Genomic DNA, 20,358 nt, shown 5'->3' with positions numbered 1-20,358 from the left:
CGGGGCGCGATCCACTCAGCGCCACCGGGAATCTCCTCCGGAATACCCCGGGGACCCTCCCCGTTGACGCGATCGGACCAACTCCCCGAAGGGTAGGTAGGACACCATGAGCACGGTCGAGCTGACCACGGACAACTTCGACGAGATCGTCCCCGGGCCGGAGGGCAAGGACTTCGTCCTGATCGACTTCTGGGCGGCCTGGTGCGGGCCGTGCCGCATGTTCGGGCCGATCTTCGAGAAGGCGTCCGAGCGCCACGAGGACATCGTGTTCGCGAAGGTGGACACCGAGGCCCAGCAGGAGCTGGCCGCGGCGTTCGACATCTCGTCGATCCCGACCCTGGCGATCATCCGCGAGGGCGTGCTGGTCTTCGCCCAGCCGGGTGCGCTGCCCGAGCCGTCCCTGGAGAACCTGATCGCCCAGGCCCGCAAGCTCGACATGGCCGAGGTGCACGCGGGCGTCGCCAAGGCCCGCGCCGAGGCCGAGGCCGGGTCCCAGGCCTGACGGACACCGCAGCGGACCCGGGCCCGACGGACGCCGCCTCGCCCCGCTCCCCCGCCCGGGGGTGCGGGGCGAGGCCGTTCCCGCCCGCGGCCGACCGACCGCCCGACCGACACGCCGCCGCGCCCCGGCCGGGCGGTGGGACGCCGCAGGGCGGGCAGGATGGCCGTGCCGGTGGAGTCGGACAGGGATCGGGGAGACGGACGTGGGCGAGGCGGAGCAGTACGACGTGGTCGTGGTCGGCGGCGGACCGACCGGCGAGAACGTGGCCGACCGGACGGCCGCGGCGGGCCTGCGGACCGCCCTGGTGGAGCACCAGCTCGTCGGCGGCGAGTGCTCGTACTGGGCGTGCATGCCGAGCAAGGCGCTGCTGCGCCCGCACGCCGCCGCGGCGCACGGGCGGGCGGTGGCGGGGGTGACCGTCGGCGGCACCCTCGACCCGGCCGCGGTGCTGGCCCGCCGGGACGCGTTCGCGGACCACTGGAAGGACGACGACCAGGTCGCCTGGCTCGACGGCGCGGGCATCGACCTCGTACGCGGCCACGGCCGGCTGACCGGTGAGCGGACCGTCACGGTCGACGGCGGCCGCACGCTGACGGCCCGTCACGCCGTGGTGCTGTGCACCGGCAGCGTGCCCGTGCTGCCCGACGTGCCCGGGCTGGCCGAGGCGCGGCCGTGGACCAACCGGCAGGCCACCGGCGCCCGGCAGGTGCCCGGCCGGCTCGCCGTGGTCGGTGGCGGGGTGGTGGCCGCCGAGATGGCCACGGCCTGGCGGTCGCTGGGCAGCGAGGTGACGCTGCTGGTCCGCGGCGGCGGCCTGCTCGGGCGGATGGAGCCGTTCGCCGGGGAGATGGTGGCCGACGGGCTCGCCGCGGCGGGCGTCGACGTGCGCCGGCACACCGCGGTCACCGCGGTCCGCCGCGACGCGGACGGTGTCCGGCTGACGCTCGGCGACGGCTCGACCGTCGAGGCCGACGAGGTGCTGTACGCGACCGGGCGGCGGCCGGCCACCGGCGACCTCGGCCTGGAGAGCGTCGGCCTGGAGCCCGGGTCGTGGCCGGAGGTCGACGACGGCTGCACCGTGACCGGGGTGCCGGGCGGCTGGCTGTACGCCGCGGGCGACCTCAACCACCGGGCGCTGCTCACGCACCAGGGGAAGTACCAGGCGCGGATCGCCGGGGCGGTGATCGCCGCCCGGGCCCGCGGCGAGCGGCCGGGGGCGGACCGCTGGAGCGCGTACGCGGCCACCGCCGACACGGTGGGCCCTCCGCAGGTGGTCTTCACCGAGCCGGAGGCCGCCTCCGTCGGCCTGACGCTCGCCGCCGCCGGGGAGGCCGGGCTGCGGGTGCGGGCGGTCGACCACGACCTCGGCGCGGTCTCCGGCGCCAAGCTGTACGCCGACGGCTACACCGGCCGGGCCCGGATGGTGGTCGACCTGGAGCGGGAGGTGGTGGTCGGGGCGACCTTCGTCGGCCCGGGTGTCGCCGAGCTCCTGCACGCCGCCACGGTGGCCGTGGTCGGTGAGGTGCCGCTCACCCGGCTCTGGCACGCGGTGCCCGCGTTCCCGACCGTCAGCGAGGTGTGGTTGCGGCTGCTGGAGACGTACCGCGACGGCGGCTGAGCGGGCGGGGGCGCGGGCGGGGGCGCGGGGGCGCGGCCGGGTGGGCGGGCGCCGGTGGGCGGCGCGGTGGCGTGCACGGCGCCCGGCCCGGGAGGAGACTGGCGCGGGAGCCTCCGAACACTCACGGGTGGAGCGTATGACTGAGGTGCTGCTTGCCGTCGGGACGCAGAAGGGCCTGTTCCTGGGCCGGAGTTCCGACCGCGCGGGCTGGAAGTTCACCGGCCCGCACTTCGCGATGAACGCCGTGTACTCGGTGGCGGTCGACCGCCGCGGTGGCCGGGTGCGACTGCTGGTCGGCGCGGACAGCAGCCACTGGGGGCCGTCGGTCTGGTGGTCGGACGACCTCGGCGGGAACTGGCAGGAGCCGGCCCGGCCCGCGGTGCGGTTCCCCGAGCGGACCGGCGCCTCGCTGGAGCGGGTCTGGCAGCTCCGGCCCGCCGGGGAGGAGTCGCCCGGGGTGGTCTACGCGGGCACGCAGCCCGCCGCGCTGTTCCGCTCGGACGACCGCGGCGAGAGCTTCTCGCTCGTCGAGTCGCTCTGGGACCACCCGCAGCGCTCCGAGTGGAACGCCGGCTTCGGCGGCCAGGGCCTGCACACCGTGCTGACCGACCCGCGCGACGCGCAGGCGCTGACGGTGGCGGTCTCCACCGGCGGCGTCTACCGCACCAAGGACGGCGGCGCGACGTGGACGCCGTCCAACAGCGGCATCCGCGCGGAGTTCCTGCCCGACCACTACCCGGAGTTCGGGCAGTGCGTGCACAAGGTCGCCCGGGACGCGGCCGACCCGGACCGCCTCTACCTGCAGAACCACGGCGGCGTCTACCGCAGCGACGACGACGGCCTCAGCTGGACGGACGTCGGCGCCGGCCTGCCGGCGGTCTTCGGCTTCGGCCTGGCCACGCACCCGCGGGACGGCGGCACCGCCTACCTCTTCCCGTTGGACGCGGACTACGCCCGGCTGCCGGTCGACAACCGCTGCCGGATCTTCCGCACCCGCGACGCGGGCACCAGCTGGCAGCCGCTGTCCGCCGGGCTCCCCGAGGAGCCGCACTACGGCGTGGTGCTGCGCGACGCCCTGTGCACCGACGACGCCGACCCGGCGGGCGTCTACTTCGGCAACCGCAACGGCGAGGTGTACGGCAGCGCCGACGAGGGCGACACCTGGACGCAGATCGCCTCGCACCTGCCGGACGTGCTCTGCGTGCGGGCCGCCGCCCTCGTCTGACCTCGCCCGGCCGGGGGGCGGGGCCGGTCGGGCGTCCCGGTCAGGCGTCCCGGTCGCGCAGGCGGCGGCTGACCGTGCCGAGGCTGTCGGCGAGGGCGAGCAGCTGCTCGGGGGTGAGCGGGTCGATCAGGGCCTCGCGGACGGCGGCGACGTGGCCGGGGGCCGCGGCGCGCAGCGCCGCCCAGCCCTGGTCGGTGATCTCGGCGAAGACGCCGCGCACGTCGCTCGGACAGGACCGGCGGGTGACCAGCCCGGCGCGCTCCAGCTGGCCGACCTGGTAGGTCAGGCCGCTCTTGGACGTGAGCAGCCGGTCGGCCAGCTCGGTCATGCGCAGCGAGCCGTCGGGGGCGGCGGAGAGCTGGACGAGGATCTCGTACTGGGTGTGCGAGAGGCCGGCGTCCTCCTTGAGCTGGCGCTCCAGGTGCCGGGCCACCAGGTTGCTGGCGGCGACGAAGCCGCGCCAGGCGGCCATCTCGTTCTCGTTCAGCCAGCGGGGTTCGTCCATGGGGCGATCCTACCTCTGTTGTTCAAATTTGAATGAGGGTGTACCGTCGACACCAGTTGGTTAAAATTTGAACCAACGCCAGCCGGAACCACGGACCCGCACGGAGGATGACCCCCATGAGCACCGCCGCCCCCGAGCGCATGCCGGCCCTCTACCTCTCGCACGGCGCCCCGCCGCTGGCCGACGACCCCGTCTGGCCGGGCCAGCTCGCCGCGTGGTCGGCCGACCTGCCGCGCCCCACCGCGATCCTCATGGTGTCCGCCCACTGGGAGGAGGCACCCCTCGCCCTCGGCGCCACCACCGCCGTGCCGCTCGTCTACGACTTCTGGGGCTTCCCCGAGCACTACTACCAGGTGCAGTACGCCGCGCCGGGCGCCCCGCGGCTCGCCGAGAGCGTCCGCAAGCTGCTGCGCACCGCGGGCACGCCCGTCCAGGACATCCCCGACCGCGGGCTCGACCACGGCGCGTACGTGCCGCTGGTCGAGATGTTCCCCGAGGCCGACGTCCCGGTGCTGCAGATCTCGCTGCCCACCCTCGACCCGCAGGAACTCATGGAGATCGGGCGCAAGCTGGCCCCGCTCCGCGACGAGGGCGTGCTGATCGTCGGCAGCGGCTTCTTCACCCACAACCTGCGCGCCCTCAGCACCGACGGCCGGGTGAGCTCCGTGATGGCCGAGTTCGACGACTGGGGCCGCCGGGCCCTCGACGCCCGCGACATCGACGCCCTGCTCGACTTCGAGCGCAAGGCGCCCGCCGGACGCCTCGCCCACCCGCGGACCGAGCACTTCGCCCCGCTGTTCGTCACCCTCGGCGCCGGCGAGGCCGACCTCGGCAGTCAGCGGACCGTCATCGACGGCTTCTGGATGGGCCTGGCCAAGCGCTCCGTGCAGCTCGGCTGACCGGGCCGCCCGCCCTCCCGTCCGGCAGACTGGGACGCGCCCCGAGGACGGGCCGGACACGACCGCGGCAGGACGGCGGGAGGAGCGGTGCAGGGCCGGCCGCAGGGACCGGGGGGCGCGAGGGGGACACGCACCCCGACACGTGGAGGCACCGCAGATGAGCAGCAAGCCCTCCGACCGCCGTTCCCGGATGTCCGCGGAGCGCGCCGCCGACGCCCGCCGGGACCGGCGCCGCCGCCTGCTCGTCCGCGGCGGGGCCGTGGTCGCCGCCCTGGCCCTGGTCGGCGGAGTGGTCGCGATCGTCGCCACCCGGGACGACTCCGGCGGTTCCGGTACGGGCTCCGCCGCCTCGACGGCCTCGGCTGCCGTCACCGCGATACCCGCCACACCCCGGACGACCGCCGAGGGCCGCACCACCCCGCCCCCGTGGGACGCCCCGGCGGACGCCGCCGCGGCCGCCGCGGTCCGGGCCGCCGGGCTGCCGATGCTCAGTGCCGAGGGCAGCGCCCTGCACATCCACGCCCACCTCGACGTCTTCGTCGACGGCGAGGCCGTCACCGTGCCGCCGCTGATCGGCATCGACGAGCAGGCCCGGCAGATCAGCCCCCTGCACACCCACGACACCACCGGCGTGGTGCACATCGAGTCGCCCGTCCAGGCCGACTTCAGCCTCGGGCAGTTCATGACGCAGTGGCAGGTCTCCCTCGCGGCCGACCACATCGGCGGCCTGCGCACCGACGCCGACCACACCCTCACCGCGTACGTCGACGGGAGGGCCGTCGGCGGCGACCCGGCCGCCGTCCTCTTCGGCGCCCACCAGGAGGTCGCCCTGGTCTACGGCACGGCGGCCGAGAACGCCCGGGTCACCGTGCCCGGCTCGTACACCTTCGAAGACGGCCTGTGAGCGGCCGGAAGGCCGCGCCGCGCGACCTCAGCGGGCGCAGGTGAACCGCTCCCCCAGGTGCCGCGGCTGCTCGATCTCGTCCACCACGGCCACCGCGAAGTCCGGGACGGTGATGAAGCTGCGGCCCTCGGCGTCGACGACCAGCCGGTCCGCGTCGGTCCGGTAGGTGCCGGTGCGCCCGCCGGGCGCGATGGTCGCGGCCGGGCTGAGCACCGTCCACCGCACGTCGGGCACGGCCCGGTAGTACGCGAGGGCGTCGCCGTGCGCGTGCATGATCTGCAGGACGGGCTCCGCCAGCCCCGGGGTGTCCCAGACCCGCACGCCGGGCGCGGTCTCCAGGCTCCCGGCGCCGCCCACGGCGATGAGCCGCGGGGCCGCCCCGCCGAGCGCCCGCAGCCCCTCGACCAGGCTGCGCGCCGCGGGCGCGATCAGCCGCACGTGCCCGGGTCCGTCCCCGCCGCCGACCGCGCTGACCAGCACGTCCTGCCCGGCCGCGACCCGGGTGACGTCCTCCGTGCGCAGCACGTCGCCCCGGACCACCGCCGGGGAGAGCCCCTGGTAGCGGTCGGGGTCGCGTACCGCCGCCGTGACCGTGTGGCCCCGGGCGAGGGCCTCGGTGACGATGCACCGGCCGATCGCGCCGTTGGCCCCGAAGACCGCGATCCCCGCCATGCCGGCCCGCCTCTCCCGCAGCGCCGCCGCGTGTCCCGACCAGCATCGGGCCGTGCGCGGCGGCGGCCGCGCACCGACGCGCGGGCCGCGGCCGGCAAGCCGTACTCCGTCCGGGTAACACCCCCGATCGGGGGTGTCCGGCGGGGCGGTGCCCGGGCACAGTGGCGGCATGGAGACTCCCCTCACCGTCATGGACTTCCTCGACCGGGCCGAGCTCGTCTACGGCGACCGGGTCGGCATCGTCGACGAGCCCGTACAGCCCGCCGGGTCGTGGGGCGAGGTCGGCTACCGCCGGATGGCGGAGCTGGCCCGCGCGCAGGCCGCCGGGCTCGACCGGCTGGGCGTCGGGCCGGGCGAACGGGTGGCCGTCGTCTCGCACAACTCGGCGCGGCTGATGACCTCGTTCTACGGGGTGAGCGGCTTCGGCCGGGTGCTGGTGCCGGTCAACTTCCGGCTGCGGGCCGAGGAGGTCGCGTACATCGTCGAGCAGAGCGGCGCCTCGGTGCTGCTGCTCGACCCGGAGGTGGCGGACGCGCTGGCCGGGGTGCCGGCCCGGCACCGGTTCGTGCTGGGGGCGGAGAGCGACGCGGCGCTGTACGACTTCGACCGGGAGCCCGTCCGGCACGCGGTCGCGGAGTCGGACACCGCCACGGTCAACTACACGAGCGGCACGACGGCCCGGCCCAAGGGCGTCCGGCTCACCCACCGCAACCTCTGGCTCAACGCCACCCTGATGGGCCTGCACTTCGGGGCGAACGACCGGGACGTCTACCTGCACACCCTGCCGATGTTCCACGCCAACGGCTGGGGCCTGCCGTACGTGATCACCGGCCTGGGCGGCCGGCACGTCGTGCTGCGCAAGGTCGACGGCGCCGAGATCCTGCGCCGGGTCGAGCAGCACGGGGTGACGTTCCTGTGCGGCGCCCCCGCGGTGGTCGCCATGGTGCTGGCCGCCGCCGAGACCTGGGAGGGGCCCGTACCCGGCCGCGACCGGGTGCGCATCGTGGTGGCCGGCGCCCCGCCGCCCACCTCCGTGATCGAACGCGTCGAGCGCGAACTCGGCTGGGAGTTCCTGCAGATCTACGGCCTGACCGAGACCTCCCCGGTGGTCACCGTCAACCGCACCCGCGCCGAGTGGGACGACCTGCCCCCCACCGAGCGCGCCGAACGCCTCGTACGGGCGGGCGCGCCCTCGCTCGGCACCACGATCCGGGTGGACGCGCAGGGCGAGGTGCTGGTGCGCTCCAACACCGTGCTCGACGGCTACTGGGAGCGGCCCGACGAGACCGGCGCCGCCCTGCGCGACGGCTGGTTCCACACCGGCGACGGCGGCACCCTCACCGACGGGTACCTCACCATCTCCGACCGCAAGAAGGACGTCATCATCACCGGCGGCGAGAACGTCTCCTCGATCGAGGTCGAGGACTGCCTGTACGGGCACCCGGCGGTCGCCGAGGTCGCGGTGATCGGCGTGCCCGACGAGAGGTGGGGCGAGACGGTCAAGGCCCTGGTGGTGCTCAAGTCCGGCCGGGAGGCCGACGAGGCCGGGCTCATCGCCCACTGCAAGGAGCACCTGGCCGGCTACAAGGCGCCGACCTCGGTGGAGTTCCCCGCGGACCTGCCGCGCACCGCCACCGGCAAGCTGCAGAAGTTCCGGCTGCGCGGGCCGTACTGGGCCGAACACGACCGGAAGGTCAACTGATCAGGCCGAACTCCCGCGCGGCAATCGCGAGTTCGACCCGGTTGCGGGCGCCGAGCTTGTGCATGGCGCTCTTCAGGTAGCCGGTCACGGTGTTGCAGGTGAGCCCGAGCCGGGCGGCGATCTCCGGATTGGTCCGGCCGGTCGCCGCCCAGCGCAGCACCTCGTGCTCGCGCGGCGTCAGCCGCGCCTCCCCCGCCGGGGAGGCCGGCCGGCCCGTCCAGGCGGCGGCACCGGCCAGCGCCCGGGTGGCCGTCCGGGCCAGGTCGGCCACCGCACCGATCCGGACGTCACCGAAGGGCACCACCGAGCGCAGCGAGGCGTACACCACGCCGTGCACGCAGCCGGCGTGCACCAGCGGCACGGTGAGCATCGCGTACAGGTCGTCGGCGCCGACCGCGGCGTCGTACTGGTGCGAGATGGTCGTCGCCGCCCGGTAGTCCGGCACCCAGGTCGGGGACCGCTCCGCCAGCGCCCGGCCGCCCAGGCCCGCACCCGCCGGCACCCGGAGGTTGTGCAGGAGGTCCGCGCGGGTACCGGCCCAGTGCCGCAGCACCATGGCGTCCGGACTGTCGGGCACCCCGACCAGGCCGACGTCGGCACCGCAGTCGGCCACCACCCGGCGGGCCAGGTCGGCCAGCACCGCGGCCCTGACCAGCTCGGCGGCGTGCGCGTCCGGGGGCTCGGGGGCAGCGCTCGTCACCGGGCGATTCTCACACGGGGCCCCGCACTTGGGGAGACATGCGACACGAGAGGACGAACCCTTGACCGACATCACCGCCCTGCTGGACGACCTGCGGGCCGAGAGCGCCGACCTGGACACCCTGGTGGCCGGGCTCGACGCGGCCGGCCTGGCCACCCCCACCCCCGCCGAGGGCTGGACGATCGCCCACCAGCTCTCCCACCTCGCCTGGACGGACCGGTGGTCGCTGCTGGCCGCCCGCGACGCCGAGGGCTTCCAGGCCGCCCTGCGAAGGGAGTTCGCCCACGACCTGGGCGCCCTGGAACGCGGCGCCACCGAGGGCGCCGACGAGCACCCGGCCACCCTGCTCACCCGCTGGCGGGCCGGCCGCGACGAGCTCGCGGACGCGCTCGCCGCCGTGCCCGACGGCACCCGACTGCCGTGGTTCGGACCGCCGATGAAGCCCGCCTCCATGGCCACCGCCCGCCTCATGGAGACCTGGGCGCACGGCCAGGACGTCGCCGACGCCCTCGGCGCCGCCCGCACCCCCACCGCCCGGCTGCGGCACATCGCCCACCTCGGCGTACGGACCATGGGCTTCGCCTTCCTCACGAACGGCCTGCCCGCCCCCGCCGACCCGGTGCGGGTCGAACTCGCCGGACCGGCAGGCGAGTCGTGGACCTGGGGACCGGAGGACGCCGCCGACCGGATCACCGGCCCCGCCCTGGACTTCTGCCTCCTCGCCACCCGGCGCCGGCACCCCGACGACCTCGCCCTCACCGCCACCGGCAGCACCGCCCGCGCCTGGCTGCCGATCGCCCAGGCCTTCGCCGGACCTCCCGGCAAGGGCCGAACGGCGACCGGGTGAACGCCGCCTGACGAGCGGTTACCGCCCGGAAACGCCGCGGGCACGCCCGGCTTCACATCGGTTGCCTACCGTCACCGCTCACAACGGCCCCGACCGCCAGGAGTGGTGAAGTGACCGAGACCACCAGCGCGCCCGCCTCCGCCCCACCCGCCGCGGGCACCGGACCGCGGCGCTCGTACGCGAAGTCCGCCGCCGACGAGAGCCTGGAGGACTACTCGCTCCGCTACGCCCCGCACTCCTTCCGCCGCTGGTCGCCGCTGTCGGTGGCGTCCACGGCGCTGGGCGGCATCGCCTACCTCGCGGACTACGCGATCGGCGCGGGCATCGTCATGTCGTACGGCTTCACCAACGCGCTCGCGGCGATCCTCGCGGCGGCCGTGGTGATCTTCCTGACCGGCATCCCGATCGCCCGCGCCTGCGCGGCCAACGGCGTCGACATGGACCTGCTGACCCGCGGCTCCGGCTTCGGGTACTTCGGGTCGACGCTGACCTCGCTGGTGTACGCGAGCTTCACCTTCATCTTCTTCGCCCTCGAAGGCTCGATCATGGCGCAGGCCTTCCACGAGGTCCTGCACATCCCGCTACCGGTCGGCTACCTGCTGACCACGCTGATCGTCATCCCGATCGTCTTCAAGGGCATGAGCTGGATCGCCAAGGTGCAGGCGTGGACCCAGCCGGTGTGGCTCCTCGGCCTGGTCGCGCCGTTCGTCGTCCTGGCGTTCCACTCCCCCGAGGTCTTCGGCGCCTTCACGCACTTCGGCGGCACCGGCGGGGTCGGGTCCGGTTTCACCCTGCTCGGCTTCGGGCTCGGCACCGGCGTGGCGCTCTCCCTCATCGCGCAGATCGGCGAACAGGCCGACTACCTGCGGTTCATGCCGCAGCGCACACCGGAGAACAGGCGGCGCTGGGACCTCGCGGTGCTCGCCGCCGGCCCCGGCTGGGTCGTGATCGGCGCGGTGAAGCAACTCGGCGGCGCGCTGCTGGCGTTCGCCGCGCTCGGCGCGGTCGGCGAGACCAGGGCGCTGGAGCCGATCGCCCCGTACGTCGAGTCGCTCCGGCCGTGGCTCGGGGCCGCGGCGCTGCCGGTGGCGGGCCTGTTCGTGATCGTCTCCCAGGTCAAGATCAACTCGACCAACGCGTACTCCGGCTCGCTCTCCTGGTCGAACTTCTTCTCCCGCCTGACGCACCGCCACCCCGGACGGGTCTGGTACATCTTCCTCAACTGCGGCATCGCGCTGCTGCTGATGGAGATGAACATGTTCAGCGCGCTGGGCAGCCTGCTCGGCTTCTACTCCAACGTCGCCATCGCCTGGATCGGCGCCGTCACCGCCGACCTCGTCATCAACAAGCCGCTCGGCCTGAGCCCGAAGTACATCGAGTTCAAGCGGGCCCACCTGCACGCCGTCAACCCGGCCGGGTTCGGCGCGATGTGCGTCGCCGCCGCGGTGTCGATCGCGGCCTTCTTCGGCTGGTTCGGCGTGTACGCGGAGGCGTTCAGCCCGTTCATCGCCCTGGCGCTCGCGATGGCCCTCAGCCCGCTCATCGCCTGGGCCACCAAGGGCCGCTACTACCTCGCCCGCCCCAACCCGGAGGCCGGCGCGACCGACACCACCGACACCCGGGCCTGCACGATCTGCGAGGGCTCCTACGAGGTGCCCGACACCGCGCACTGCCCGTACCACGAGGGCACCATCTGCTCGCTCTGCTGCAGCCTCGACGCCGACTGCCACGACGTCTGCACCAAGGGCGCGAAGGGCACGGCGGGGCCCGTGCAGCTCGGCATGCCGACCGTCGGCGGCTGACGGCCGGACGGACCCGGGGCCCGACAAGCCGCCGGCGGGGCGCGCGGCCCCGTCAGCGGGCGGGCCCGCCCGGAAGGACGGGCAGGACGGGCTCCGGGTCGCCGGCCAGGCGGGCGTGCAGGTGCTCGTCGTGGTGCACCCCGTCGCCGTAGCGGTACGACGCCCGCATCGTGCCCTCCAACAGGAAGCCGCAGCGTTCGGCGACCCGGCAGGAGGCCGGGTTGGCCACCGCGTGGATCACCTCGATCCGGCGCGCCCCGGCCCCGGCGAACGCCCAGGCGGCGAGCGCCGCGGTCGCCCGGGTCGCCGCCCCGCGGCCGCGGGCCTCCGGGAGCAGGCGGTAGCCGAGCTCGGCCTGCCCGTCGTCGCGGGTGCTCCAGTGCATCCCGGCGGTCCCCAGCAGGGCTCCCCCGGCGTCGAGGACGGCGAACGCGGCCTGGTCGCCGTCCTGCCAGCCTGCGGCCCGGGCGTCCAGCCACTCGGCGAACGAGGCGAGCTTCACCGGGTTCCACCGCGCCGTCTCCGGGTCGGCCGCGAGACGCTCCACCGCGGCGGCGTGGACCTCCAGCGAGAGGTCCACGCCCCACGGGGCGAGCCGCAGGCCGTCGAGGTCCAGCGCGGTGGCGGTGAAACCGGGCCCGGGCCCGGGCGGGGCGTCGGACAGGGCAGCGGCGGACAGGGCAGCGGCGGGCAGGGCAGCGGCGGGCAGGGCAGCGGCGGCGGCAGGCGTCATGGACCACAGTCCTACCCCCCGGCGGGCGGCCCGGGCCAGCGGTTTTGTGCCGGTCCGCCCACCGGGCGCCGGGCCCGGCACCCCGTGTGCGAGAGTGGCGCGATGAGGACGATCGGGCTGATCGGCGGCATGAGCTGGGAGTCGACCGCCGCCTACTACCGGCTGCTGAACGAACTGACGCGGGAGCGGCTGGGCGGGCTGCACTCGGCACGGTGCGTGCTGTACTCGGTGGACTTCGCGGAGATCGAGCGGCTGCAGACGGCCGGCCGCTGGGAGGAGGCGGGCGAGGTGCTCGCCGGTGCGGCACGGGCCCTGGAGGCCGCCGGCGCCGACCTGCTGCTGATCTGCACCAACACCATGCACAAGGTGGCCGGGCAGGTGGCCGCCGCGGTCGACGTGCCGCTGCTGCACCTGGCCGACACGACGGCCGCCGCCGTCCGCGCCGCGGGGGTCCGCCGGGTCGGGCTGCTCGGCACGGCGTTCACCATGGAGCAGGACTTCTACCGGGGCCGGCTGGCCGGCCACGGGCTGGACGTGCTGGTGCCGGACGCCCCCGAACGGGCCGAGGTGCACCGGGTGATCTACGAGGAGCTGTGCCTGGGCGTGGTGCGCGAGGGGTCGCGGGCCGCGTACCGGGAGGTGATCGCGGCGCTCGTCGCGCGCGGCGCCGAGGGCGTGGTGCTGGGCTGCACGGAGATCGAGCTGCTGATCGGCGCGGAGGACAGCCCGGTGCCGGTGTTCCCCACGACGCGGCTGCACGCCGAGGCCGCGGTGGCGGCCGCACTGGACGGCTGACCGCACGCCAGAGGCCGATCCGGAGCGGGTCGAGGCGGGTGGCGACGAGGTTGGCGGCACCGTGGTGGCGCTCGACGTGGCCGCGGATCGGCAGGCCGGCCCGGTCGGGGGCGACCCGGCGGCGACCCGCCCGCCACCGACCGTGCGAACACGTTTTCGAAAAGGGGCACGCCCCCGGGCCTGGACATCCGTTCGCCGTTCTTCACGTCCGAACCACCTGACTGAGCTGCAGAAACACGCGTACGGGCACCCTGCGTGTCGGTCGGGGCGCGGCGTGCACCATCGAGCACAGTGGGTCGGAGGGCAGCAGGGCCGGACGAGCAGGAGGCGCGGAGCCGTGGACTGGAGACTCGAAGTGGTGGTGGTGCCCGTGGCCGACGTGGACCGCGCCAAGCACTTCTACGCCGAGCAGGTCGGCTTCGCCGTCGACACCGACACCCGCATCGGCGAGCAGGCCCGCGTCGTGCAGCTGACCCCGCCCGGCTCGGCCTGCTCGATCATCATCGGCACCGGGATGAGCGAGTCGCAGCCCGGCTCGATGCAGGGCCTGCAGCTCGTGGTCGACGACATCGACGCCGCCCGCGCCGCGCTCGTCGCCGGAGGCGTGGAGGTCGGCCCGGTGCAGCACTTCGACGACGGCGTCCGCGCCGAGGGCAAGGGCGGCGACTGGAACTCCTTCGTGTTCTTCAGCGACCCGGACGGCAACGGCTGGGCCGTCCAGGAGCGCCCCGCCGCCGGCTGACCACCGAAAACCGGTGCCGCCGGCCCCGGGGCCCGTGAACAGCGGCCCCCGAACAGCGGCCCTCGAACAGCTGCCCGTGAACAGCAGCCCCCGGACGGCGCCCGGACCGGCGTTCAGGCGCGCTTCACCGCGACGGCCGCGGCGTCGTCCTTCAGCCGCCCGCCGACGTACGCCAGCAGGTCGCGGCGGAGGTGGTCCAGCAGGTCCGCCGGGGCGGCCCCGGCCCACTCGGCGGCCCGCTCGGCGAGCGGGTAGAACGACCGCCGGCCGTCCCGGGCCTCGGTGACCCCGTCGGTGTGGAGCAGCAGGGTCTCGCCGGGGCCGACGGTGAAGGCGTCCTGCCGGTAGCGGACGCCGGGGAGCGCGCCGAGCCCGATCGGCGGCGCCTCGGCGCCGGGGTCGAGCTCGCGCACGGGGCGTCCCGGGGCGAGGAGCAGGGGCGGCGGGTGGCCGCAGTTGGCGATCAGGACGGGCTGCCCGGGGTCGTCGGGCAGGTCGGCGAGGATCACGGTGACGAAGCGCTCCGCGATGTCGTCCCCGGCCTCCGGCCGGGTGCCGCTGTCACAGGCCGTCTCCTCCGCGAGATGGCGGCGGAAGGCCGCGTCGAGGGCGGTCGCGAGCTCGGGCAGGCCGTCGTGGTGGTGGGCGAGCACCCGGAACGCGCCGAGCACCTGCCCGGTGTCCTCGACGGCGGGCAGGCCCTTGCCGCGGACGTCGCCGATGAGCACCCGGGTGGCACCGGGCACCCGGGTGGCGGCGTACAGGTCGCCGCCGAGCAGGGCCTCGTCCTCGGCGGCGAGGTAGAGGGCGGCGAGCCGCAGCGGTCCGAGCCGTTCGGGCAGGGGGCGCAGCAGCACCCGCTGGACGGTCTCCGACACCGACCGCACCCGGGTCAGCTCTCGGCCGCGGTGCTCCCGCACCCGGCAGTAGAGGACGATCAGGGTGGAGACCAGCACCAGCGCGATGATCTGCGTCTCGTGGTTGGTGGTGAAGAGCCCGCCGTGGAAGATCCCGATGAACACCTGGGCGGCCACCGCGAGGGCGCCGATCAGGCAGGTCAGCCGGGGTCCGGCGAAGGAGGCGGTGATGGCCGGGGCCACCACCAGCAGCGGGCCGAGGTGGATGGTGTCCGGTGAGGCGATGTCGATCACCGAGATCAGCACGATGAGGCCGAGCGGGATCACCACGAGCGCGTGGGCGCGCTGCCAGTCACCGCTCAGGGCCCCGGGGCGCCGCCGTCCGTGCACCGTCATCCCTCCACCCTGCACCCGGGCGGCCCCGGCGACATCCCGTGACACGGCGGCACCCCGGCGGGCGGCCCTCCGGCCGCACCGGCCGTGATCCCGGACCGCCTGCCGCAGACCGGCACGCACGCGCACCTGCGGCCGGGAGTCCCTGACGAGGCGTCACCACGGACCGGGGCGGAGCCGGCGGCTCGACCCGGACCGGGTACACGGCCGCGGGCACGGCGGGCACGGCCGCGGAGCGAGGCGAGGCGGGGCGCAGCGGCTGTCCTTCCCGCACGGCGGGGCGTCCTGGCCGCCGGTGTCGGCAGGGCGTGCGAGGCTGCCGGGATGACCGACCACCCGACACCCGAGATCCCCCCGCAGAACTACGCCCAGGCCTGGGCCGACGGGGGCGCGCGGCCGCCGCTGCCCCTGGTCGGCGACGAGCGCGAGATCCTCACCGCCTACCTGGACCACCACCGCGAGACGCTCGCGCTGAAGTGCGCCGGGCTCACGGCCGCGCAGCTGTCGGAGCACGCCGTGCCGCCGTCCGCGCTGACCCTGCACGGCCTGGTGCGGCACCTCGCCGGGGTGGAGCAGTGGTGGCTGCACCTGCAGTTCGCCGGGGCCGACGAGCCGATGATCTACTACTCCGACGAGGATCCCGACCAGGACTTCGAGCACCTCGACGGCGACCCGGCCGAGGCGCTGGCCGTCTGGCGGGCCCGGTGCGAGCGCTCCCGGGAGATCGTCGCCGCCGCGCCCTCGCTGGACGCCACCGGTGTGCACCGGGCCACCGGGCAGCCCGTCGCCCTGCGCCGCATCCTGGTGCACCTGATCGCCGAGTACGCCCGCCACGACGGCCACGCCGACCTGCTGCGCGAGCGACTGGACGGCGCGACGGGCTTCTGACCCCCGTCCCGTTCCCGCACCGCCGGGCCGCGGCGGGCACCCTTGACGGAGGGCCGCCCGCTGACGAGCCTTGGTCCCGGCAGCACAACCCCCCGGCCAGGAGGTCGACGGTGACCGAGCAGGCGTCCCACGCGCGCGGACGGACGGACGTCCCGCTGCTGGACGAGACGATCGGCCGGTGCCTGGCCCGCACCGCCGCCGCGTTCCCCGGCCGCGAGGCGCTGGTCGACGTGCCGAGCGGACGCCGCTGGACGTACGCCGAACTCGCCCACGACGTCGACCGGGTGGCCCGCGGCCTGCAGGCGCGCGGTGTCGGCCGGGGCGACCGGGTCGGCATCTGGGCGCTCAACTGCCCCGAATGGGTGCTCGTGCAGTACGCCACCGCCCGGCTCGGCGCGATCCTCGTCACGATCAACCCCGCCTACCGGACGCACGAGCTGGCGTACGCGCTCGACCGGTCCGGGGTGAGCCTGCTCGTCGCGCAGCCCGCCTACCGCACCAGCGACTACCGGGCCATGGTGGCCGAGGTCCGCGGGCAGTGCCCCGGCCTCCGCGAGACGCTCTGGATCGGCGACCCGGCGTGGCAGGAACTCGACGGCGACGGCACCCTGCCCGACGACCTCTCCCCCGACGACCCGATCAACATCCAGTACACCTCCGGCACCACCGGCTTCCCCAAGGGCGCCACCCTCTCGCACCGCAACATCCTCAACAACGGCCACTGGGTGGGCGAACTCGTCGGCTACACCGAGCACGACCGGATCTGCCTGCCCGTGCCGCTCTACCACTGCTTCGGCATGGTCATGGGCAACCTCGCGGCCCTCACCCACGGCGCCTGCGTCGTCCTGCCGGGCCAGGGCTTCGACCCGGCCGCCGCCCTGCACGCGGTCGCCGCCGAACGCGCCACCTCGCTCTACGGCGTGCCGACGATGTTCATCGCCGAGCTCGGCCTCCCGGACTTCGCCGGGTACGACCTCACCTCGCTGCGCACCGGCATCATGGCCGGTTCGCCGTGCCCGGTCGAGGTGATGAAGCGGGTGCAGACCGAGATGCACATGGCCGAGGTCGCCATCGCGTACGGCATGACCGAGACCTCGCCCGTCTCCACGCAGACCCGGCGCGACGACGACCTCGACCACCGCACCGGCACGGTCGGACGCGTGCTGCCGCACCTGGAGGTCAAGGTCGTCCACCCGGACACCGGCGGCACCGTCGCCCGCGGCGAGACCGGCGAGCTCTGCACCCGCGGCTACTCCGTCATGCTCGGCTACTGGGACGACCCCGTCCGCACCGCCGAGGTGGTCGACCCCGGGGGCTGGATGCACACCGGCGACCTCGCCGTCATGCGGCCGGACGGCTACCTGGCCGTCGTCGGCCGGATCAAGGACATGATCATCCGCGGCGGCGAGAACGTCTACCCGCGCGAGATCGAGGAGTTCCTGCACACCCACCCCGCGATCGCCGACGTCCAGGTGGTCGGCGTGCCCGACCCGCGGTACGGCGAGGAGGTCTGCGCCTTCGTGGTGCTCCGCGACCCGGCCGCCGGCCTCACCGCCGACGAGGTCGCCGCGTACTGCCACGGACGGCTCGCCCACTACAAGACCCCCCGCCACGTGCACGTGGTCGACGCCTTCCCCATGACGGTCAGCGGCAAGGTCAGAAAGAACGAGCTCCGCGAACGGGCGGCCCGCGCGCTCACCGCGTGAGCCCCCGGCCCCGACGGGCCCGGCCACCGCCGGTCGCGGTCCGTTACGCTGGTTGACGTGCTCCTTCTCGTTCGCCGTCGCCACGTGGACCTGCTCCGCGTCACGAGCGCGTCCTGTCGACGCTCCGGCTGACCCCGCTCGCCCTCCGCCCTGTACGGGGCAGATCCCCGGCCCAGGGCACACAGACTCCCCCGGCACCGCTGCACCGGCCGCACCCCGGCCCGGCAGCGGCAGCACCCCCGGTGACCACCGGGCCCGTCCGGGGCACCGACACCCCAGGGATGTCACCCATGACCCAGCAGTCCCCCAGCACCGGCCTCCCCGTGATCGACCTGTCCCTCGCGGACGGCGGCCCCGAGGAGCGCGCCCGGCTCCACGCCGGACTCCGGGCCGCCGCCACCGAGGTCGGCTTCTTCCAGCTCGTCGGGCACGGCGTCACCCCGGCCGAGACCGGCGCCCTCACCGCGGCGATGCACGCCTTCTTCGCCCTCCCGGAGGCCGACCGGCTCGCCGTCAGCAACCTCAACTCGCCGCACTTCCGCGGCTACACCCGCACCGGCGACGAACGCACCGGCGGCAGCCGCGACTGGCGCGACCAGCTCGACATCGGCGCGGAGCTGCCCCCGCACGTGCCCCACCGCGGCGAACCGCCGTACTGGTGGCTGGAGGGCCCCAACCAGTGGCCGGCCGCGCTGCCCGAACTGCGCGAGGCCGCCCTGCACTGGATCGACCGCCTCGGCGGCGTCGGACGGCGCCTCCTGCACGAGCTGCTCACCGCCATCGGCGCCCGCGCCGACTTCTACGACGACGCCTTCGACGGCCACCCGCACCTGCGCCTCAAGCTCGTCCGCTACCCCGGCACCGCCCCGGACGGCACCGCGCAGGGCGTCGGCTCGCACAAGGACTACGGCTTCATCACCCTGCTCCTCCAGGACACCGTCGGCGGCCTCCAGGTGGAGCGCGCGGACGGCTCGTACCTCGAAGTGCCCCCGATGGAGGGCGCCTTCGTCGTCAACCTGGGCGAACTGCTGGAGGTCGCCACCGACGGCTACCTCAAGGCCACCAGCCACCGCGTGGTCAGCCCGCCCGGCGCCCGGGAGCGGTTCTCCGTGCCGTTCTTCTACAACCCGCGCCTGGACGCCCACGTCGAACCGCTCGACTTCCCGCAGGCCCACCACGCGCCCGGCGCGACCGAGGACCCGGCGAACCCGCTCTACGCCGAGTTCGGACGCAACGAGCTCAAGGGCTACCTGCGGGCCCACCCCGAGGTGACCCGCCGCCACCACGCCGACCTGCTGCCGCTCACGGCGGCCTGACCACCCCCGCCCGGCCCCCGGCCCGGCCCCCGGCCCGGCCCCCGGCTCGGCCCGTGAGCGTGTGCGGACGCCCCCGGCGGTCGGGCCGGGGGCGTCCGTGCGCGGCGTGCGCCTACTGCGCGTCCGGCACCAGCCGGGCCGGGAAGCCGCCCGTCGCGACCGGGCCCCAGCGGCGCGGGGTGACGCGGATCAGCGACTTGCCCTGCCGCACCATCGCCGCGCGGTACTCGTCCCAGTCCGGGTGCTCGCCCGCGATGGTGCGGAAGTACTCGACCAGCGGCTCGACCGACTCGGGCACGTCGATCACCTCGGCCTCGCCGTCGATCTGCACCCACGGGCCGTCCCACTCGTCGGAGAGCACCACCACGCTGACCGCGGCGTCCCGCCGGGCGTTGCGGGTCTTCGCCCGCTCAGGGTAGGTCGAGACGACGATGCGTCCCTCCGCGTCGACCCCGCAGGTCAGCGGCGACGCCTGCGGGCTGCCGTCGGCCCGGCGGGTCAGGAGGAGGGCACGGTGCCGGGGGCGGACGAACTCCAGCAGTTCGTCCAGCCCCACCCGGGTGCTGGTGGCGATCGAAGGGCTCATGGCGATCAGCGTAGAGCGCTTTCCCGCACGCGGGAGAGCCGGACGGGCACGACCCGCCGACGCCGCGGACGGGAGCCGGGCGGCCGCCGCGGGGCACTGTCCCACTGCTACTGTCCCAGCAGGACTGCTGCACCGGGCGGGACCGGCACCGGGAGCAGCACCGGCCGCCCCGCGCGGGACGGCCGGCCAGGGCGGAAGAGGGCAGAGGATGACCACGGACGTGCCGCGGCTGACCGTCGACGAGCTGGCCGCGCGCGCCGGGGTGACCGTCCGGACCCTCCGCTTCTACGCCGCCAAGGGGCTCCTGCCGCCGCCCGAGCTCGGCCCCCGCCGGGTCGGCCTCTACGGCCCGGAACACCTCGGCCGGCTCGAACTCATCGAGGAACTCCAGCGGCAGGGCCTCACGTTGGCCGCCATCGAACGCTACCTCGCCCAACTCCCCGAGGACATCGGCTCGCTGGACCTCGCCATCCACCGCGCCCTGGTCGCCTCCTGGACACCCGAGGCGGCCGAGGAGGCCGGGCGCGCCCAACTCGCCCGCCGGGTCGGCCGCGAGCTCTCCGACGCGGACGTCGACCGGCTCGTGGCCATGGGCGCCCTCCACCGCACCGACGACCCCGACGTCTTCAAGACCGACCCGGGACTGCTGCCGCTCGGCGTCCGCATCCTCGACGTGCCCATCCCGCTGGAGACCCTGCTGGCCGCCCGCGCCGTCGTCCGCCTGCACAGCCGGGCCACCGCCCACGACCTGCACCGCCTCTTCCGCGACACCGTGTGGAAGCCCTACCGCGAGAGCGGCCCCGACCCCGACGCCCTCGCGCACATGAAGAGCCTCGCCGACCGCATCCAGCCCATGGTCGTGCAGGCCATCGTCACCGCCTTCCAGCGCTCCCTCGCCGACGAGCTCGCCGGCGGCACCGACTGACCTGCGGCGAAAACGGCTGGACCGCGGCCCCGCCCGGCGCT

Annotated in this window: 21 protein-coding genes; 15 read left to right on the top strand and 6 right to left on the bottom strand. The window is 75.1% G+C overall.

What is annotated here, in order from left to right:
• Positions 1-106 precede the first annotated feature (106 nt).
• From trxA to OG335_RS28750, 3 genes are all read left to right on the top strand, one after another.
• The gene (gene trxA, locus OG335_RS28760; RefSeq protein WP_405014040.1) at positions 107-502 is read left to right on the top strand and encodes a thioredoxin; all 396 of its coding nucleotides are present in this window, start codon (positions 107-109) and stop codon (positions 500-502) included.
• A 187-nt stretch (positions 503-689) separates the two neighbouring features.
• The gene (locus tag OG335_RS28755) at positions 690-2,120 is read left to right on the top strand and encodes a dihydrolipoyl dehydrogenase family protein (RefSeq protein WP_405015559.1); all 1,431 of its coding nucleotides are present in this window, start codon (positions 690-692) and stop codon (positions 2,118-2,120) included.
• Positions 2,121-2,256: 136 nt separating this feature from the next.
• Positions 2,257-3,345: a WD40/YVTN/BNR-like repeat-containing protein gene (locus OG335_RS28750; protein WP_405014039.1), complete on the top strand. Its 1,089-nt coding sequence runs from the start codon at positions 2,257-2,259 to the stop codon at positions 3,343-3,345.
• 40 nt (positions 3,346-3,385) lie between these two features.
• Here the strand turns inward: OG335_RS28750 and OG335_RS28745 are convergent, their stop codons facing one another.
• Entirely contained in the window at positions 3,386-3,850 is a 465-nt protein-coding gene (locus OG335_RS28745; RefSeq protein WP_405014038.1) for a MarR family winged helix-turn-helix transcriptional regulator, read from the bottom strand.
• A 116-nt stretch (positions 3,851-3,966) separates the two neighbouring features.
• On the opposite strand from OG335_RS28745, the gene OG335_RS28740 reads away from it, so the two are divergent.
• Positions 3,967-4,749, top strand: coding sequence for a dioxygenase (locus tag OG335_RS28740; protein WP_405014037.1), 783 nt, complete (start codon positions 3,967-3,969; stop codon positions 4,747-4,749).
• A gap of 157 nt (positions 4,750-4,906) precedes the next feature.
• Entirely contained in the window at positions 4,907-5,653 is a 747-nt protein-coding gene (locus OG335_RS28735) for a hypothetical protein (RefSeq protein WP_405014036.1), read from the top strand.
• 27 nt (positions 5,654-5,680) lie between these two features.
• Here OG335_RS28735 and OG335_RS28730 read toward each other — a convergent pair whose 3' ends face one another.
• On the bottom strand, positions 5,681-6,325 hold the full coding sequence (locus tag OG335_RS28730) for an NAD(P)-dependent oxidoreductase (protein ID WP_405014035.1): 645 nt from the start codon (positions 6,323-6,325) through the stop codon (positions 5,681-5,683).
• A gap of 169 nt (positions 6,326-6,494) precedes the next feature.
• On the opposite strand from OG335_RS28730, the gene OG335_RS28725 reads away from it, so the two are divergent.
• Complete coding sequence (locus OG335_RS28725; protein WP_405014034.1) at positions 6,495-8,027, top strand: AMP-binding protein; 1,533 nt, start codon at positions 6,495-6,497, stop codon at positions 8,025-8,027.
• Here the strand turns inward: OG335_RS28725 and OG335_RS28720 are convergent.
• Positions 8,020-8,727 (bottom strand): LuxR C-terminal-related transcriptional regulator, encoded by a 708-nt coding sequence (locus tag OG335_RS28720; RefSeq protein ID WP_405014033.1) that lies wholly within the window; start codon positions 8,725-8,727, stop codon positions 8,020-8,022. The two genes, OG335_RS28725 and OG335_RS28720, sit on opposite strands and share 8 nt — an antisense overlap.
• A gap of 61 nt (positions 8,728-8,788) precedes the next feature.
• On the opposite strand from OG335_RS28720, the gene OG335_RS28715 reads away from it, so the two are divergent.
• Entirely contained in the window at positions 8,789-9,574 is a 786-nt protein-coding gene (locus OG335_RS28715; protein ID WP_405014032.1) for a TIGR03084 family metal-binding protein, read from the top strand.
• A 110-nt stretch (positions 9,575-9,684) separates the two neighbouring features.
• On the top strand, positions 9,685-11,376 hold the full coding sequence (locus OG335_RS28710) for a purine-cytosine permease family protein (protein WP_405014031.1): 1,692 nt from the start codon (positions 9,685-9,687) through the stop codon (positions 11,374-11,376).
• Between the two features lie 52 nt (positions 11,377-11,428).
• Here the strand turns inward: OG335_RS28710 and OG335_RS28705 are convergent, their stop codons facing one another.
• Positions 11,429-12,109, bottom strand: a complete 681-nt coding sequence (locus OG335_RS28705) for a GNAT family N-acetyltransferase (RefSeq protein ID WP_405014030.1) — start codon at positions 12,107-12,109, stop codon at positions 11,429-11,431.
• Positions 12,110-12,211: 102 nt separating this feature from the next.
• Between OG335_RS28705 and OG335_RS28700 the strand changes: the two genes are divergently transcribed.
• Positions 12,212-12,904, top strand: coding sequence for an aspartate/glutamate racemase family protein (locus OG335_RS28700; protein WP_405014029.1), 693 nt, complete (start codon positions 12,212-12,214; stop codon positions 12,902-12,904).
• A 337-nt stretch (positions 12,905-13,241) separates the two neighbouring features.
• Positions 13,242-13,646, top strand: coding sequence for a VOC family protein (locus OG335_RS28695; protein WP_405014028.1), 405 nt, complete (start codon positions 13,242-13,244; stop codon positions 13,644-13,646).
• Between the two features lie 113 nt (positions 13,647-13,759).
• Here OG335_RS28695 and OG335_RS28690 read toward each other — a convergent pair whose 3' ends face one another.
• Complete coding sequence (locus OG335_RS28690) at positions 13,760-14,899, bottom strand: PP2C family protein-serine/threonine phosphatase (RefSeq protein WP_405014027.1); 1,140 nt, start codon at positions 14,897-14,899, stop codon at positions 13,760-13,762.
• Between the two features lie 321 nt (positions 14,900-15,220).
• Between OG335_RS28690 and OG335_RS28685 the strand changes: the two genes are divergently transcribed.
• The 4 genes from OG335_RS28685 (at position 15,221) to OG335_RS28670 (ending at position 18,806) form a co-directional block, all read left to right on the top strand.
• Positions 15,221-15,784, top strand: a complete 564-nt coding sequence (locus tag OG335_RS28685) for a DinB family protein (protein ID WP_405014026.1) — start codon at positions 15,221-15,223, stop codon at positions 15,782-15,784.
• 110 nt (positions 15,785-15,894) lie between these two features.
• A complete protein-coding gene (locus tag OG335_RS28680) occupies positions 15,895-17,490 on the top strand; it encodes an AMP-binding protein (RefSeq protein ID WP_405014025.1) in 1,596 nt (531 codons plus the stop codon).
• A 57-nt stretch (positions 17,491-17,547) separates the two neighbouring features.
• Positions 17,548-17,622, top strand: coding sequence for a putative leader peptide (locus OG335_RS28675; RefSeq protein ID WP_405015558.1), 75 nt, complete (start codon positions 17,548-17,550; stop codon positions 17,620-17,622).
• Between the two features lie 158 nt (positions 17,623-17,780).
• Positions 17,781-18,806, top strand: coding sequence for an isopenicillin N synthase family dioxygenase (locus OG335_RS28670; RefSeq protein WP_405014024.1), 1,026 nt, complete (start codon positions 17,781-17,783; stop codon positions 18,804-18,806).
• A gap of 112 nt (positions 18,807-18,918) precedes the next feature.
• On the opposite strand, the gene OG335_RS28665 is transcribed toward OG335_RS28670, so the two are convergent.
• Entirely contained in the window at positions 18,919-19,392 is a 474-nt protein-coding gene (locus tag OG335_RS28665) for a PPOX class F420-dependent oxidoreductase (protein WP_405014023.1), read from the bottom strand.
• A gap of 208 nt (positions 19,393-19,600) precedes the next feature.
• Between OG335_RS28665 and OG335_RS28660 the strand changes: the two genes are divergently transcribed.
• Positions 19,601-20,317: a MerR family transcriptional regulator gene (locus OG335_RS28660; protein WP_405014022.1), complete on the top strand. Its 717-nt coding sequence runs from the start codon at positions 19,601-19,603 to the stop codon at positions 20,315-20,317.
• Positions 20,318-20,358: the final 41 nt, after the last annotated feature.

Source organism: Kitasatospora sp. NBC_01539 (assembly GCF_045040525.1).
Lineage (GTDB): Bacteria > Actinomycetota > Actinomycetes > Streptomycetales > Streptomycetaceae > Kitasatospora.
This window is presented reverse-complemented; position numbering and strand designations above follow the sequence as displayed.